Annotated in this window: 17 protein-coding genes; 6 read left to right on the top strand and 11 right to left on the bottom strand. The window is 63.9% G+C overall.

Annotated elements, in window-relative coordinates:
* The 5 genes from RA24_RS08025 to RA24_RS08005 form a co-directional block, all read right to left on the bottom strand.
* Window positions 1–528, bottom strand: a complete 528-nt coding sequence (locus tag RA24_RS08025) for a F0F1 ATP synthase subunit B' (protein ID WP_039147162.1) — start codon at window positions 526–528, stop codon at window positions 1–3.
* A gap of 83 nt (window positions 529–611) precedes the next feature.
* Window positions 612–848 carry a F0F1 ATP synthase subunit C gene (locus tag RA24_RS08020; RefSeq protein WP_008553903.1) on the bottom strand — a complete coding sequence of 79 codons (237 nt, stop codon included), beginning with the start codon at window positions 846–848 and terminating at the stop codon, window positions 612–614.
* A gap of 88 nt (window positions 849–936) precedes the next feature.
* The gene (locus RA24_RS08015; RefSeq protein WP_039132155.1) at window positions 937–1737 is read right to left on the bottom strand and encodes a F0F1 ATP synthase subunit A; all 801 of its coding nucleotides are present in this window, start codon (window positions 1735–1737) and stop codon (window positions 937–939) included.
* 40 nt (window positions 1738–1777) lie between these two features.
* Window positions 1778–2122 (bottom strand): AtpZ/AtpI family protein, encoded by a 345-nt coding sequence (locus RA24_RS08010; RefSeq protein ID WP_175392902.1) that lies wholly within the window; start codon window positions 2120–2122, stop codon window positions 1778–1780.
* Between the two features lie 195 nt (window positions 2123–2317).
* Entirely contained in the window at window positions 2318–3214 is an 897-nt protein-coding gene (locus RA24_RS08005) for a DMT family transporter (RefSeq protein WP_039190895.1), read from the bottom strand.
* Window positions 3215–3304: 90 nt separating this feature from the next.
* On the opposite strand from RA24_RS08005, the gene RA24_RS08000 reads away from it, so the two are divergent.
* Window positions 3305–3649, top strand: a complete 345-nt coding sequence (locus RA24_RS08000) for an ArsR/SmtB family transcription factor (RefSeq protein ID WP_019296639.1) — start codon at window positions 3305–3307, stop codon at window positions 3647–3649.
* Between the two features lie 12 nt (window positions 3650–3661).
* Here RA24_RS08000 and RA24_RS07995 read toward each other — a convergent pair whose 3' ends face one another.
* The 3 genes from RA24_RS07995 to RA24_RS07985 form a co-directional block, all read right to left on the bottom strand.
* Window positions 3662–4072 carry a universal stress protein gene (locus RA24_RS07995; protein ID WP_039138014.1) on the bottom strand — a complete coding sequence of 137 codons (411 nt, stop codon included), beginning with the start codon at window positions 4070–4072 and terminating at the stop codon, window positions 3662–3664.
* A gap of 111 nt (window positions 4073–4183) precedes the next feature.
* On the bottom strand, window positions 4184–5089 hold the full coding sequence (locus RA24_RS07990) for an EamA family transporter (protein ID WP_019296641.1): 906 nt from the start codon (window positions 5087–5089) through the stop codon (window positions 4184–4186).
* The gene (locus tag RA24_RS07985; protein WP_019296642.1) at window positions 5077–5955 is read right to left on the bottom strand and encodes a LysR family transcriptional regulator; all 879 of its coding nucleotides are present in this window, start codon (window positions 5953–5955) and stop codon (window positions 5077–5079) included. The genes RA24_RS07990 and RA24_RS07985 overlap by 13 nt, the downstream gene beginning before the upstream one ends.
* Window positions 5956–6078: 123 nt before the next feature.
* Between RA24_RS07985 and RA24_RS07980 the strand changes: the two genes are divergently transcribed.
* Together RA24_RS07980 and RA24_RS07975 are read left to right on the top strand one after the other, a co-directional pair.
* Window positions 6079–6660 (top strand): FMN-dependent NADH-azoreductase, encoded by a 582-nt coding sequence (locus tag RA24_RS07980; protein ID WP_039190893.1) that lies wholly within the window; start codon window positions 6079–6081, stop codon window positions 6658–6660.
* Between the two features lie 123 nt (window positions 6661–6783).
* Entirely contained in the window at window positions 6784–7536 is a 753-nt protein-coding gene (locus RA24_RS07975; RefSeq protein ID WP_039190891.1) for an aspartate/glutamate racemase family protein, read from the top strand.
* Here RA24_RS07975 and RA24_RS07970 read toward each other — a convergent pair.
* Both RA24_RS07970 and RA24_RS07965 read right to left on the bottom strand, forming a co-directional pair.
* A complete protein-coding gene (locus RA24_RS07970) occupies window positions 7533–8060 on the bottom strand; it encodes a prolyl-tRNA synthetase associated domain-containing protein (RefSeq protein WP_019296645.1) in 528 nt (175 codons plus the stop codon). The genes RA24_RS07975 and RA24_RS07970 overlap by 4 nt on opposite strands.
* Window positions 8061–8201: 141 nt before the next feature.
* Window positions 8202–10109 carry an elongation factor G gene (locus RA24_RS07965; RefSeq protein WP_019296646.1) on the bottom strand — a complete coding sequence of 636 codons (1908 nt, stop codon included), beginning with the start codon at window positions 10107–10109 and terminating at the stop codon, window positions 8202–8204.
* A 274-nt stretch (window positions 10110–10383) separates the two neighbouring features.
* On the opposite strand from RA24_RS07965, the gene RA24_RS07960 reads away from it, so the two are divergent.
* Window positions 10384–10902: a hypothetical protein gene (locus RA24_RS07960; protein ID WP_039190890.1), complete on the top strand. Its 519-nt coding sequence runs from the start codon at window positions 10384–10386 to the stop codon at window positions 10900–10902.
* Window positions 10903–10904: 2 nt separating this feature from the next.
* Here RA24_RS07960 and RA24_RS07955 read toward each other — a convergent pair whose 3' ends face one another.
* Complete coding sequence (locus RA24_RS07955; protein ID WP_039190888.1) at window positions 10905–11453, bottom strand: hypothetical protein; 549 nt, start codon at window positions 11451–11453, stop codon at window positions 10905–10907.
* Window positions 11454–11761: 308 nt separating this feature from the next.
* On the opposite strand from RA24_RS07955, the gene ffh reads away from it, so the two are divergent.
* Both ffh and RA24_RS07945 read left to right on the top strand, forming a co-directional pair.
* Window positions 11762–13282: a signal recognition particle protein gene (gene ffh / locus RA24_RS07950; RefSeq protein WP_019296649.1), complete on the top strand. Its 1521-nt coding sequence runs from the start codon at window positions 11762–11764 to the stop codon at window positions 13280–13282.
* 1 nt (window position 13283) lies between these two features.
* Window positions 13284–13829 (top strand): GNAT family N-acetyltransferase, encoded by a 546-nt coding sequence (locus tag RA24_RS07945; protein ID WP_039190886.1) that lies wholly within the window; start codon window positions 13284–13286, stop codon window positions 13827–13829.
* Window positions 13830–13840 lie beyond the last annotated feature (11 nt).

Raw genomic sequence — 13840 nt, 5'->3', positions numbered from 1 at the left:
TTATCCTTTCGTCCGCTCGGCAACTGCCGCGGCAACTGCGTCTTTGTCTGCCGAACCGCCCAGAGCAGAAACCAGCGCTTCTGCAGTATCGGTGGCCACGGCCTTCACGCTTTCCAGCGCGCCGGCCTTGATTTCGGCGATAGCCTTCTCGGATTCGGCAGCCTTGGCAGCGATCTGTTCGTCTGCTTTGGCGATGGCCTCATCCAGCCCGGCCTGAATTTCTGCGCGGGTCTCGGCAGCAATGCGCTGCGCTTCCGCACGGGCATCCGCCAGAGCTTTGTTATATGCGTTTTCGGCCTCGACAGCCTTGGCTTTCAGGTCTTCAGCCGCGGCGAGGTCGTTGGTGATGGTCCCCTGACGCTCGGCCAGCACCGCAGCAATGCGGGGCAGCGCGACGCGCGACAGGATGAGGTAGATCACGACCAGGGCGACCACGAGCCAGAAGATCTGGTTCCCGAAGGTCGAGAAGTCCAGCTGCGGCATTGCGGAACCGCCGCCGTGTGCTGCCTCTTGCGTATTTGATGCCATGTCGTCCTCCCAGGAACTTGCCGTTACACCGGGCAGCGCAGGATCTGCACTGCCCGGCCGTAAGGAAATAGGTTCCTAAGGTCTTAGACGGCGAACATCAGCAGCAGAGCGACCAGGAACGAGAAGATGCCCAGTGCTTCTGCAAACGCGATGCCGATGAACAGGGTTGCGGTCTGGCCGGCAGCTGCCGACGGGTTACGCAGAGCGCCTGCCAGGAAGTTGCCAGCCACGTGGCCCACACCGATTGCGGCTGCGCCGGAACCGATTGCTGCCAGGCCTGCGCCGACGAACTGACCGAGTTGTGCGATATCGCCTTCCATGATTTCTCTCCTTACGATGGAATGTGGTGATTTCTAGGGTGGGCGGGACCGCTCAGGGCGCCGCCCGGTAAGCTTTCAGATCCTGGCCTTAGTGGCTCGGGTGCAGTGCGTCCTTCAGGTACACGCAGGTCAGGATGGTGAACACGTAGGCCTGAATGAAGGCCACCAGAACTTCGAGTGCGTAAACCGCGGTGATGGCAAAGATCGGCAGGAAGCTGAACATGCCCAGTGCTGCGGCGAAGCCTGCGAACACTTTCAGAACCGCGTGGCCGGCCATCACGTTACCGGCAAGACGGATGGAGTGGCTGACGGGGCGCACGAAGTAGGAAATCAGTTCGATGATGGCCAGGATCGGGCGGAGCGCCAGCGGCGCGCTCGACACCCAGAACAGGCCCAGGAAGCCAACGCCGTTCTTGACGAAGCCAACAACGGTCACGGTCACGAACACCAGCGCCGCCAGAACTGCAGTGACTGCGATATGCGAAGTGGTGGTGAAGGAGCCGGGGATCAGGCCCAGGAAGTTGGCCATCACGATGAACATGAACAGGGTCATGATGTAGGGGAAGAACTTGACGCCGTCCTTGCCGGCCACGTCCTCAACCATTTTGTAGATGAAGCCATAGGCCAGTTCCGCAACCGACTGGGCGCGGCCCGGCACGATGGCGCGGCGCGAGGAGCCCAGAACCAGCAGCGCGAACACGGCGGCAACAGCCAGCGCCATCCACAGGGTCACGTTGGTCGGGGTGTACCAGGAGATGTGATCGCCGAACAGCGCGCTCACCTGGAACTGATCCATCGGATGGATCGCCAGCTTTGCTTCCGCCGGAGCGAAAATCAGACCCGACACAACTACCAGTGCCAGAGCTGCGAAAAAGAAAATTTTGCCCATCGGTCCGCTTCTCCTGTCGCCGGTCGCCGATCCCGTCGGATCAATCCCGGTCTTGCGCATTTTTGTCGGCCTCTTCGGCCAGTTTCTCTTTCTGGATCTCCTGCGCGGTGCGAAGCATTGTCTTCACCCCAGCCGCCAGGCCCAGCATTATGAACAGCACCATGAAGATGGGCAGGGTTCCAAACAGATGGTCCAGCCCGTATCCGATGCCAAAGCCGATCCCGAGACCGGCCACCAATTCGATCACCATCCGCCAGGCCTGATTGGCCAGGGAATAATGCTCATCCGCGCGCGGCTTGGGCTCCTGGGCCTTACGCGCCGCCGCCAATTTCTCCTCCAGCTGCGCCATGCGCTGCTTTTGGTCGTCATCGGTCACGGGCGCCATCCTCACGCGAATTTCTAGTGAGGGTGCTAAGGCCACGGGGCGAAGGAGTCAATTACAAGGATTGAAGATTCAAAATATGTCCATCCCATTGTTTATGCGCAATATTTTGCCAACCTCGATTAACCGCGCCGCTCTGCCGCAGGTACCGTTAGCGCCAAACTGCACCGGAATCCATATTCAACCAAAAGGTTGATTTTAGCCGGCGGGCGGTTTCGGCAGCCGCCAGCGCACAATCCGCCCGTCAATCAGCAGCAGCCCTGCCAAGATTGCTGCCATGCCCCACAGGTGCTCTGCCAGCAGCGTCTCGCCCAGAATGTAAGTCCCCAGAAACAGCGCCGACACCGGCGCAATCAGCGTCGGCATGGTGATATTGGTCGGCCCCACCTTGGGCAGCACCCAGTAGAACGCGATGAAGGCCGCCGAGGTCAGCACAAAGCCGATCACCAGCAGCGACGCCCAGGTTTCCATACGCGTGATCACCGGCAGCCCCTCGCTCCACAACGCCAGCGGCGCAATCGCGGCGGTCGACCCGGTCAGCGCGATCGCCACCAGCACCACCGGTTCCATGTCGCGGAAGCTGCGCGCGAAATTGACGGAGAAGGCATAACACAGCGGCGCGCACAATGTGATCAGCACCGCCCAGGCTTCCGAGGACTGGCCGCCCTCAAGGATCGGCAGCGACAGCAGCACGATCCCGAGGAACCCGCAGATCACCCCCAGCGATTTCAGCACCGTCGCCCGCTCGCCGCCGGGCCAGAAATGCGACACCACCACCGCCAGCGCAGGTGTGGTCGCATTGACGATCCCCGCCACGCCGCTGGCGATATGCTGCTGGCCCAGCGCGTAGAAAGCAAACGGCCCGGCATAGCTGAGCACGCCGAACCCGAACAGCGCCAGCCAGCGCCCGGCGCCAGCGGGCACCTTTTTACGCGCTGCCAGAACATAGATCCAGCAGCCCAGCGCACCGAACCCGACCCGCCCCATCGACACCGACAGCGGCCCCAGCTCGCGCAGCAGGATGGCGTTGAACATGAACGACATGCCCCAGCCGATGCCCAAAATGAAAATCACCGCCCAATAGCGCAACGCCATGCCAACTGCTCCCTCAAAATGCCTTGCACCGATCCATCGCAGTTTTTGCAGGATTGTCGACCCGCTTCTTGCCCTTTAGGAGTATCAGGCATGAGCGACACCCTCGACACCGTCTTTGCAGCCTTGGCCGACCCGACCCGCAGGGCGATCCTGACCATGCTGCTGGAGGACGACATGGCCGTGACCGACGTGGCAGAGCCGTTCGAGATGTCACTGGCGGCCATTTCCAAGCACCTGACCATCCTCACCCGCGCCGGCCTCATCGCGCAGGAAAAGCGCGGCCGGGTCAAATGGTGCAAGCTGCAGCCCGACGCCATGCGCGCCGCCTCTGTCTGGATGCAGGGCTTCGGCCAGTTCGAGCCGGTGAACCTGGATGCCTTCGAGCGCTTCCTGGAGGCAGAGCACCTGTCAGAGGACAGCCAGACCGGCAGTTAGGGCCACTGGCCCCTAGCGGACGACAAACACCGAAATTTCGGAATGCAGCACCAGATGGCTGGCGTGGGACGAGAACACATAGTCCAGAATGCCGGGCATATGCGTCGCAATCACGATCAGGTCCACCTCCAGCTCCTTGGCGGTCCGGGCCAGGATAGAGTCCATCTCCGACCCGACATCCACCGAATGCACAGGCAGCGCCTCTACCCTTGCACCGCTGCTTTCGGCCATCTTGCTGGCCAGTGCTGCCAGCTCATCGCCGGACGGCCCCAGGGTGTGCGCGCCTTCAATCTGCTCGCCCGTCACATGGACCAGCGTCACGCGTGAGCCATGGTTGGCGGCAAAATCCGCGGCCACGTTCAAGGCCTTCTTGACCGCCGGGGGCATGTGCAGGTCAACGGGCACCATGATATGATTGAACATCTTTCCCTCCTTTTCCTGACGCGTCCCTCAAGGCCAGCATACAGGAAAACGAGGGGCTTGGGTTGACCTGCCGCAAGCGCGCCCAGCAGGAAGTGCTCAGGCGGGCAGCGTTCAGGCGCGCACCGGCTTGGCGTCGCCTTCCAGCAGCATCACCAGTGCGGCCACCGACATCACCACCCCGATCAGCACCATGCCCGGCGGCGCGCCGCGGCCCAGCGCAATCTCCCAAAGGATCACCCAGCTGGGGGTCAGATAGGTGTATGCCATCACTTTGGCCGAGGGCAGTCGCAGGGTTGCGTATTGCAGCAGCACAAAGGTGGCCGCGCTGGCAAAGAGTGCCAGATAGAACAACCCGATCCAGACAATGCCCGGCAGCTGCATCCAATCGGTCGCCAGAATGTCCTGCCAGCCGAACGCCGCCAGCAGCCCGCCGCCCGCCAGCAGCATGCCGAAGGTGAACACCACCGCAGGCTCACCCCGGTTCAGCTTGCGCACCATCGGCGTGTAGATCGCGTGCAGCACGCAGCCCCAGAAATAGATGATCTCGCCCTGTCCGATCTGAAAAGCCGCCAGCGCTCCTAGGTCGCCGCGCACGATCACCCAGACCGCGCCCGCGGCCCCGATCGACAGCGCCAGCGCCATCCAGCGGGTGGTCACCTGCCGCAGCAGCAGCCAGCCGAACCCCGCGCTCATCACCGGCACCAGCGTGAACACCGCCGCCGCGCTGACCGGCGCCGCGGTCTGCAGCCCGTAGAACATCAGCACGAAGTAGCCGCCGAACAGCCCACCCAGAACCGCAAACCGCCAGGGCGCCTGAAAATGCACCCGCCGCATTCCGGTGGTCGCCATGGCGGCAACGCCAATGACCACCGCAGCAATGCCGAACCGCGCCGCGTTCAGCGCCGCCGGTGCGATCTCATTCGCCACCATCACGCCCAGCGAGAACGACCCCGCCACCAGTGCCGAGAACAGCAGCATCGCCAGATGCCCGCGCAGCGCCTCGCTCACAGCTGCCATTCCTTGGCCTGTTCCTTGAGGAACTTCAAAAACGCCTGCACCTTGGTGGTGCGGTGCAGGTCCACATGGGTCACCAGCCAAAGGGTGCCCTCCCATTCTTCCTGCGGCGCCATCATTTCCACCAGGTTCGGGTTCTGCCGGGCCTCCCAGGCTGCCATGAATCCAATGCCCGCGCCGCTGTGCACCGCGTTCTGCATGGTGAACCCGTTGGAGCAGCGGAACGAGATCGCGTCAGCCGGCGCATGGGTCCGCAGCCAGCGCGAAAACGGCGCGCGGCTGTTTTCATCGTCATTGCCGATGAAGCGGTGATTGGCCATGTCCTCGACACCCTGCAGCACGCCGTATTTTTCGGCATAGGCCTTGGAGGCATAAAGCCCGACCTGCTGCTTGATGAAGGGCTGCACCACATTGTCCGGCTGATCCGGGGCGTTGCCCGCCCGCACCGCCACATGCGCCTCGCCGTATTCCAGCCGGAACAGGCGGTCGCCGGTCAGATAGCGGATGATCAGCCCCGGGTGCATGTCCTGGAATTCCTTCAGCGCCGGCACCAGCATAGGTGCAAAAGACGCCAGCGACGTCACCACCAGCTCACCGGAGACATCATCACCCTGCCCCTTCAGCCGACCGACCAGCTGGCTGAACTGGTCATCGGTTGCCTGCGCCACCCGCAGCAGGTCCTGCCCGGCCTCCGTCGGCGTGTAGCCGCGGGCGTGGCGCTGGAACAGCTTCACCCCCAGCCGTGCCTCGATGGCGTCGATATGGCGGATCACCGTGGCATGGTGCACGCCCAGCACTTCGGCAGCACCGCTGACCGTGCCCATCCGGGCGACCTGATAGGCGGTGCGCACCTCATCCCAATTGTCCATGGCTGCCTCCTTGCCAATCCGCGCGACATGCGCACACGCGCACACTCGATGTTACTTTTGCGGCGTTGCGTTCGCAAATGCAATAACCCAAATCTCTGTCAGCAACAAGCACAGGAACCCAAAATGACCCGCACCGTTCTGCACCTCGACTCCTCCGCCCGCACCGAAGGCTCGGTGACCCGGGACCTCTCCGCACAGATCGTCAGCCGCCTGGACGCGGACACTGTGATCCGCCGCGACCTCGCCGCGCCGCTGCCGCTGCTGGACGGCGCCTGGATCGGCGCCAACTTCACCCCGGCCGACCAGCGCAGCGAGGCAGACAAACAGCTGCTCGCCCTCTCCGATGCGCTGGTGGAAGAGCTGAAACAGGCCGACACCATCGTGATCGGCGCGCCGATCTACAATTTCTCGGTGCCCTCCACGCTCAAGGCCTGGATTGACCTGGTGGCCCGCGTCGGCGTCACCTTCCGCTACGAGGAAACCGGCCCCATCGGCCTGCTGGAAGGCAAACGCGCCATTGTCGCGGTGGCCTCCGGCGGCACCCAGGCCGGATCCGACATCGACTTTGCCACCACCTACCTGCGCCATGTGCTGGGCTTCATCGGCATCACCGAGGTTGAGATCGTGGCCGCCGACGCCATGTCCATCGACGCCGAGGGCGCCCTGGCCAAAGCGAAAAACCAAATCGAAGCGCTGGCGGCCTGATCCCCGCACTGCCGCGCGCTCCTGCCGCCAGCCACCCCCGGCTGGCGGCCTTTTTGCGTTTGGCAGCGCGGCGGGGCCTGTGCCACTCTGCCCGCATCCGCATTTCAAACCACAGGCATTCCCATGAAGAAGATCGGCATTCTCGGCGGCGTCGGCTGGGCCTCCACCCTCGATTACTACCGCGCCATCTGCGAGGGCGCCGGGCGGTTCTTTGCGGACCGCGGCGCGGGCTCGCCGCTACCGGTGCCGCCGATCACCATCGAATCCGTAGTGCAGGCCCAGACCCGCGCCTTGCGCGGCCGCCCGGGGGATGAGGCCAGCTGGGCCGCTTTTGATGCCGTCTTCCGCGAGGCGATGCTGACGCTGGAACGCGCCGGCTGCGACTTCGCCCTCATCGCCTCCAACACCCCGCACGCCCGCCTGCACGCGATCAAGGAGGGCGTGGTGATGCCGATCCTCAGCATCTTCGACGCCACCGCAGAAGCCACCGCTGCAACCGGCGCCACACGCGCGCTGGTTCTGGGCACCGCCGTCACCATGCAGGCCCGCAATTATGCCAGCGTGCTTGCCGCGCACGGGGTCACAGCAAACGATACCCTGCCGCAGGACGAGATCGCCGAGATGCAGGCAATGATCGACGAAGACTTCTACGGCGGCGCTTCCGCCACCGCACAGGCCCGCCTGCTGCGGTTCTGCAAGAAACACGCGCAGCCCGGCACCGCCATCCTGCTGGCCTGCACCGAACTGCCGCTGGCCTTCCCCGATCATATCGACGACGTCAGTTTCGAGGCCGGCGGCTTCCTGTTCGTGAACCCCTCCGCCGCCCATGTCACCGCCGCGCTGGATCTGGCGCTGGCGGACGAAAAGGCCGGTTAGACCCAGCGCACCTCAACGCCGATGCGCTCAAAAAACGCCATCACATCATCGCGCTTCATCGCCACCGTGCGGTCGTTGACCAGCGGGTGCATATAGATCACGTCAGCTTCCTGCGCCTGTGCATCCATATAGAAGGTGACGCCTTTCTCCGCGCCGGTGATCATTGCCAGCGGGCTGACCGCGCCGGGACGGATGCCGAGGTTCTCCAGCAGCCGGTCGGCTGAGCCGAAGGACAGGTTTCCGATCCCCAGCTCAGCGCCCAGCGCCTTCAGGTCGATCTCGCGGTCCTGCTGCAGCGTCACCAGATAATTCCGCTTCTTCTTGTCCCGCAGGTACAGGTTCTTCAGCCGCAGCGCGTTTTCGCCCGGCACCATGAACTGCTCCTCGACGCCCTTGGCGTCCTCCACCGTGCGCAGCGGCACATGGGTATGCAGCTGATAAGCAATACCCCAGTCGTCCAGCTGCTTCAGCAGCGCATCCGAGGAGATGGGCAGGCTATCCTGATAGGCCGATGACGCATCCATGATCTTACTCCGCAAGCCGTTCCGGTTTGCAGCGCAGATCACAAAAAACGGACACGGGACGCAAGAGGTGTTCCGCCCCCTGCGCCCCGTTTTGCGCCATCTCTGTGAAGGGCGGGCGCGACCGCCCGCCGCCCGGCCAGATCACGCCTCGGCGAAATCCGCCCGCCGCGCCTCCTCGTAGTGGTCGAAGTCGGTGCTGAACCAGCCGGTGCCGCGGGTGGCGCTGGCCAGGGTACTGCACAGATCATCCTGCGCCGACATCGGCAGCAGCGTCTCGAACACGTCCCAGCCCGCGACGCCGTCTTCGGCCTCGAAGCCCAGGATCTGGCCTTTCATGCCGCTCACCACCGGCACCAGCCCGCCGGTGAACACCGACGGCACATGGATATGCACCCGCATGATCGGCTGCAGCAGCACCGCGCCGGCCTCCGCCAGCGCCTCCTTCACCGCGTTCTTGCCCGCGGTGCGGAACGCATAGTCGGAGCTGTCGACCGAATGGTGCTTGCCATCTTTCAGCGTCACGCAGACATCCACCACCGGATGGCCATTGAGGCCCAGCGCCAGCGCCTCGCGCGCGCCCGCCTCGACCGAGGGGATGTAGTTCTTGGGCACCGCGCCGCCCTTCACCGTTTCCTCGAACACAAACCCGCTGCCGCGCGGCAAGGGCTTCACCTCGATCACCACATCGGCGAACTGGCCCGCACCGCCCGACTGCTTGCGGTGCCGGTGATGCACCTGCACGGATTTCTTGATGGTTTCGCGCAGGGCCGGCGGCACCGCCCCTTCTTCCACCTCGACGCCGAACTCGTCCTTCAGCGCCTGCTTGATCCGGCGCATGTGCAGCGGCCCCTGCAGGTTCAAGAGCACATGGCCGCTGGCCTCGTCCTGGCCCAGCACCAGCGCCGGGTCGATTTCCGCCAGCCGTTCCAGCGCGGTGGACAGGCGCGCATCGTCGCGCTCATTCACCGGGGTGATCACCCGCCGGAAGGTCGAGGGCCGCGGCTGCGCCCACTCCGGCAGCGGCGATGCTCCGTCCGGCCCATAGGCAAAGCCCAGGTTCAGATGGTCAGACTTCACCGCCTGCCCCATGTCGCCCGGCGTCAGGCTGGTATTGGCTGCCGATCCCATGCCGGTCAGCGATCCCAACGCCGCACCGCCAACCGGCACGCCGTTGCCGACACTGCCGTCCAGCGCCCGCACCATCACCGTCTTGCCCAGATGCTTGACCAGATCCGCCATACAGCCGACCGCCACCACTTTGCCGTCCTGCGACAGCCGCTCCAGCGCCACACCCACATCCGGGGCCTCATGGCGCAGCGACTTCATCAGCCGCATAATCCCGTTCTTATGCTCTGCCGATCCCATCAGCGCCGGGATCAGGTCGTTGTGCTGCAGCACCTTGGTGGCCACCTCATAGGCCTCCTCCGCCATCACCTGCTGATCCTCGATCAGCTCCTCCAGCAGCGTGTCGTCAAAATCCGCCAGCGCCTCCAAAAGCTCAGTGCGCGCCTCCTGCTCACGCGCGTACATCGCCACCGGCAGCTCGATCAGCGCCGAGGGCTTGCCCTCCTGATACTGCCATGCGCGTTCGGAAATCAGATCCACAGCACCCACAACCTGACCATCCTCGCGGATCGGCACCTGCCGCAGGATGATGTTGTGGCTGCAATAGGCCTGAAGCGCGGCAACGATTTCCGCCACCCGGTCCGCTGCCTGGTCCATACGATTGACAAAAATAAAGGCGGGAACTCCCGCCTCCTCCAGCTTGCGCAAGTAAGGCGCGCTGAGGACCGCAGCGCCGGCATCCGCCGGAACGCAAAGGACAGCAGCATCGCTGGCCGCCAAGGCCGGCCCCGCCTGCGCCAGGTTGTCGGCGCCGCCTGCGATGTCGATTGCGGCCCAGTCCTCCCCCATAAATGAAAAAGGCTGCAAAGCGGCGACGCCTGCAACCTCCTGCCTCTTGCCCGCGGCACTGTCCAGATTGGCCAGCGCCGTAGCCAGCGTTGATTTGCCGGACTGCGACGGTCCCAGAATAGTGAAAACGCGCATGTTCTCAGGTCCTCCCTTAGCTGATGCGAATGCCCGCCTAGGACCGCAGCCGCCAAGGGCGTGCAGCTTGCCTGTGCCAAAGATCTGCCTCGGTGCTCTTCTGAGCGCCCCCTGCCGGTGAGTGGGCAGCAAGGGGCCGTTCTCGATGTTGGCCAAGCGTCCGCCCCTGAGTCAAGCGCGCAGAGGGCGTAGCGGCGGCACCCCGCGCACAGTTTTGACGCATCCGCCGCCGATTTCCCCTCTTCACCGGCTTTCCCTTGGGTAAGCTATTCCCATGAAAATCACCCGCAACACGCCCGAACAGCTGATCCTGTCCGATACACCCTGGCTGATCGGCATCATGCTTGTCTTTTTCATCCTGGTCTTTGCCGGCGCCGGCCTCGGCATGCTCAGCCAGGGCGGCGACCTGATCCTGCCAGGCCTCGTCTTTGCCCTGGTGGGCGGCGGCATGGGCGCGCTGGCCTTCTGCCTGTTCGTGCGCCGGGTGCAGGTGATCCTCGACCGCCCCGGCGGCAGCGTGGTGATCCGGCGCCAGTCGGTGTTCGGCTACAGCAAGGTGGAGCACCATCTCGCCGACCTCTCCCACGCCGAGGTGGAAAGCACCACCAGCCGCAGCGAGGGCCGCACCCGCACGCTCCACCGCCCGGTTCTGATACTCGACGGCGGCATGAGCGCCGGCCGCCACCCGGTGGCCGAGGCCTACACCAGCGGCCGCGGCGCCCAGCACCTGGCGGAGGCGATCAATGCCTGGCTGCCGGCATCAGAGGCGGAAGGACAGCAGGTAAGCCCCTAGGCTTAGCCCGTGAAGGTGCAGTATTCCCGGACATAGCGGACGTAGCCCTTCGTGAACATCTCGGCCTTGGCCCGAACGCCTTCGCCGTCATGCATAATCATGACGCCGTTTGTTGATTCAATGTAATGTGTTGTGCCGTCGCCACGCGGAGATCTTTCAAACTTCCCTTTGGGGGTGCGCAAAAACGGCTTTTCATGCGTGAAGCTTGTGCCTTCTTTTGCCTTCAACAAGACAACTGCCGTAGGCGGTACTCCATCATCAAAGAAATAGTACTCCATTCCGCCTTTTCCTGAGAAATCGACGAAATCCACGCTCTCCATAGGAACGGTTAGTGAGGTCCACAGCACCCAATCTTGGCCTTCGATCTTCTTCCAGAAGAAGGTCGTCAAAGTGCAGCCTTCGACCTCAACTCTATGCCGCCTTTCACTGGTCTCATTCCTTCCGCCCGCCTCAATCTGCGCGATCAGATCCTCCTGGGTCACCTCATCCGCCACCAACGGCGAAGCCAGCACCGCACAGCACGCTGCAATAGCGCTCAGAAAATTCTTCATGAATAATGCCCGCTTCAAACAACAACACTGTTGCAGCTAGCCATTGCCCCGCCAGCGTTCAAGCCGCAAAGGTTGACTCCGGCCCCCAATCCGCGTAACCCCCGCCCAAACATCCGGGAGATCTGAGTCTTCCGGTCCCTGCCCGTGCCAGGGATCGCCCCCCACCAGCGTGTTACGCCCGTGGGGGCAAACTCGTTTGGTTTGCCCCCACGACTGACACCAGGACCGGCGGGCATTTGCGCATGGTTCGCTTGTCCCCTACATACGGGGGCGCCACACGTTGAAACCGGCATTAGGAGGCCGCAGGCATGTTTGAAAATCTATCCGAACGCCTTTCCGGCGTCTTTGACCGGCTGACCAAACAGGGCGCCCTGAACGAGGAAGACGTCAAATCCGCCCTGCGCGAGGTCCGCGTGGCCCTGCTGGAGGCCGACGTCTCGCTGCCGGTTGCCCGCGACTTCGTCAAAAAGGTTCAGGAACAGGCCACCGGACAGGCCGTCACCAAATCCGTGACCCCGGGCCAGCAGGTCGTCAAGATCGTCCACGACGCGCTGGTCGACGTGCTGCGCGGCGACGAGGACCCCGGCAAGCTCAAGGTCGACAACCCGCCCGCCCCCGTTCTGATGGTCGGCCTGCAGGGCTCCGGTAAGACCACCACCACCGGTAAGCTCGCCAAGCGGCTGAAGGAGAAAGAGGGCAAGAAGGTCCTGATGGCCTCGCTCGACGTCTACCGCCCGGCGGCGATGGACCAGCTGGCCGTCCTCGGCACCCAGATCGGCGTCGACACCCTGCCCATCGTGCCGGGCCAGAAACCCGTCGACATCGCCAAACGCGCCAAGCAGCAGGCGACCCTGGGCGGCTATGACGTCTACATGCTGGACACCGCCGGCCGCCTGCACATCGACGAGACCCTGATGCAGGAGGTTGAGGACGTCCGCAACGTGGTCTCCCCGCGCGAGACCCTGCTGGTGGTCGACGGCCTGACCGGCCAGGTCGCCGTCGAGGTGGCCGAGGAATTCGACGCCAAGATCGGCATCTCCGGCGTGGTCCTCACCCGGATGGACGGCGACGGCCGCGGCGGTGCGGCGCTGTCGATGCGCGCTGTCACCGGCAAACCGATCCGCTTTGTCGGCCTGGGCGAAAAGATGGACGCGCTGGAGACTTTCGAGGCAGACCGGATCGCCGGCCGCATCCTGGGCATGGGCGACATCGTGGCGCTGGTCGAAAAGGCCCAGGAAACCATCGAGGCCGAACAGGCCGAGAAGATGATGAAGCGCATGATGAAGGGTCAGTTCAACATGAACGACCTGAAGATGCAGCTTGAACAGATGCTCCAGATGGGCGGCATGGAGGGCATGATGCAGATGATGCCTGGCATGGGCAAAATGGCCAAGCAGGTGCAGGACGCCGGCATGGACGACAAGGTGCTGAAGCGCCAGATCGCCATGATCCAGTCGATGACCAAGAAGGAACGCGCCAACCCCGCCTTGCTGCAGGCTTCCCGCAAGAAACGCATCGCGGCCGGCTCCGGCATGGAGGTCTCCGACCTCAACAAGCTTCTGAAGATGCACCGGCAGATGGCCGATGTGATGAAGAAGATGGGCAAGATGGGCAAGGGCAAGATGCTGAAACAGGCCATGAAGGGCATGTTCGGCAAAGGCGGCATGCCGGATATGGGCGGCATGGATCCCAGCCAGATGGACCCCAAGGCGCTGGAAGCGGCAGCCAAGGCCATGGGCGGCAAGGGCGGCCTGCCCGGCGGCCTCCCCGGCCTCGGCGGCGGCATGGGCCTGCCCGCAGGCCTCAGCGGATTTGGCAAGAAGAAGTAAGTTGACCACTGCGCCCACCATATCCACTGCGCGCCTGAAGCTGCGCCACCACGTGATGTCGGACTTTGCGCCGCTTCACGATGTGCTGGGCAGTGACCGCGCACGCTATATGGGCGGGCCGTTTTCACTGAAAGACAGCTGGCAGACTGTTGCCGCTGAAGTGGGCAGCTGGTCCCTGCTGGGACATGGCAGCTGGGCCATCGAGCGCGCTGACGACGGCGCACTGGTTGGCCAGGTCGGTATCAATAAACCGGCCCACTACCCCGAGGCGGAGATCGGCTGGACCCTGTGCAGCGGGTTCGAAGGCAATGGCTACATCACCGAAGCCGCCGCTGCCGCCCTTTTGTGGGCCTGGTCCGAAATGGGCGCCAGCAGCCTCGTCAGCTATATCACACCCGGCAACAGCAGGTCGGTCTCTGTCGCCGAAAGGCTCGGCGGCAAACCTGACCTTGCCGCGCCGCTGCCGCTGGGTGAGACCTCGGAAGATACCATCGTTTACCGCCATTTTGCGCCGCCTTGCGACGGCGGGATGGAGGCCTACGCATGACCTCCCACCTG

The sequence above is a fragment of the Leisingera sp. ANG-M6 genome, assembly GCF_000813905.1.
Taxonomy (GTDB): Bacteria; Pseudomonadota; Alphaproteobacteria; order Rhodobacterales; family Rhodobacteraceae; genus Leisingera.
This window is presented reverse-complemented; position numbering and strand designations above follow the sequence as displayed.

Coding starts and splice junctions, on each gene's coding strand:
- RA24_RS08025 (WP_039147162.1), bottom strand. CDS start 528: ATGGCATCAAATACGCAAGAGGCAGCACACGGCGGCGGTTCCGCAATG.
- RA24_RS08020 (WP_008553903.1), bottom strand. CDS start 848: ATGGAAGGCGATATCGCACAACTCGGTCAGTTCGTCGGCGCAGGCCTG.
- RA24_RS08015 (WP_039132155.1), bottom strand. CDS start 1,737: ATGGGCAAAATTTTCTTTTTCGCAGCTCTGGCACTGGTAGTTGTGTCG.
- RA24_RS08010 (WP_175392902.1), bottom strand. CDS start 2,122: ATGGCGCCCGTGACCGATGACGACCAAAAGCAGCGCATGGCGCAGCTG.
- RA24_RS08005 (WP_039190895.1), bottom strand. CDS start 3,214: ATGGCGTTGCGCTATTGGGCGGTGATTTTCATTTTGGGCATCGGCTGG.
- RA24_RS08000 (WP_019296639.1), top strand. CDS start 3,305: ATGAGCGACACCCTCGACACCGTCTTTGCAGCCTTGGCCGACCCGACC.
- RA24_RS07995 (WP_039138014.1), bottom strand. CDS start 4,072: ATGTTCAATCATATCATGGTGCCCGTTGACCTGCACATGCCCCCGGCG.
- RA24_RS07990 (WP_019296641.1), bottom strand. CDS start 5,089: ATGGCAGCTGTGAGCGAGGCGCTGCGCGGGCATCTGGCGATGCTGCTG.
- RA24_RS07985 (WP_019296642.1), bottom strand. CDS start 5,955: ATGGACAATTGGGATGAGGTGCGCACCGCCTATCAGGTCGCCCGGATG.
- RA24_RS07980 (WP_039190893.1), top strand. CDS start 6,079: ATGACCCGCACCGTTCTGCACCTCGACTCCTCCGCCCGCACCGAAGGC.
- RA24_RS07975 (WP_039190891.1), top strand. CDS start 6,784: ATGAAGAAGATCGGCATTCTCGGCGGCGTCGGCTGGGCCTCCACCCTC.
- RA24_RS07970 (WP_019296645.1), bottom strand. CDS start 8,060: ATGGATGCGTCATCGGCCTATCAGGATAGCCTGCCCATCTCCTCGGAT.
- RA24_RS07965 (WP_019296646.1), bottom strand. CDS start 10,109: ATGCGCGTTTTCACTATTCTGGGACCGTCGCAGTCCGGCAAATCAACG.
- RA24_RS07960 (WP_039190890.1), top strand. CDS start 10,384: ATGAAAATCACCCGCAACACGCCCGAACAGCTGATCCTGTCCGATACA.
- RA24_RS07955 (WP_039190888.1), bottom strand. CDS start 11,453: ATGAAGAATTTTCTGAGCGCTATTGCAGCGTGCTGTGCGGTGCTGGCT.
- ffh (WP_019296649.1), top strand. CDS start 11,762: ATGTTTGAAAATCTATCCGAACGCCTTTCCGGCGTCTTTGACCGGCTG.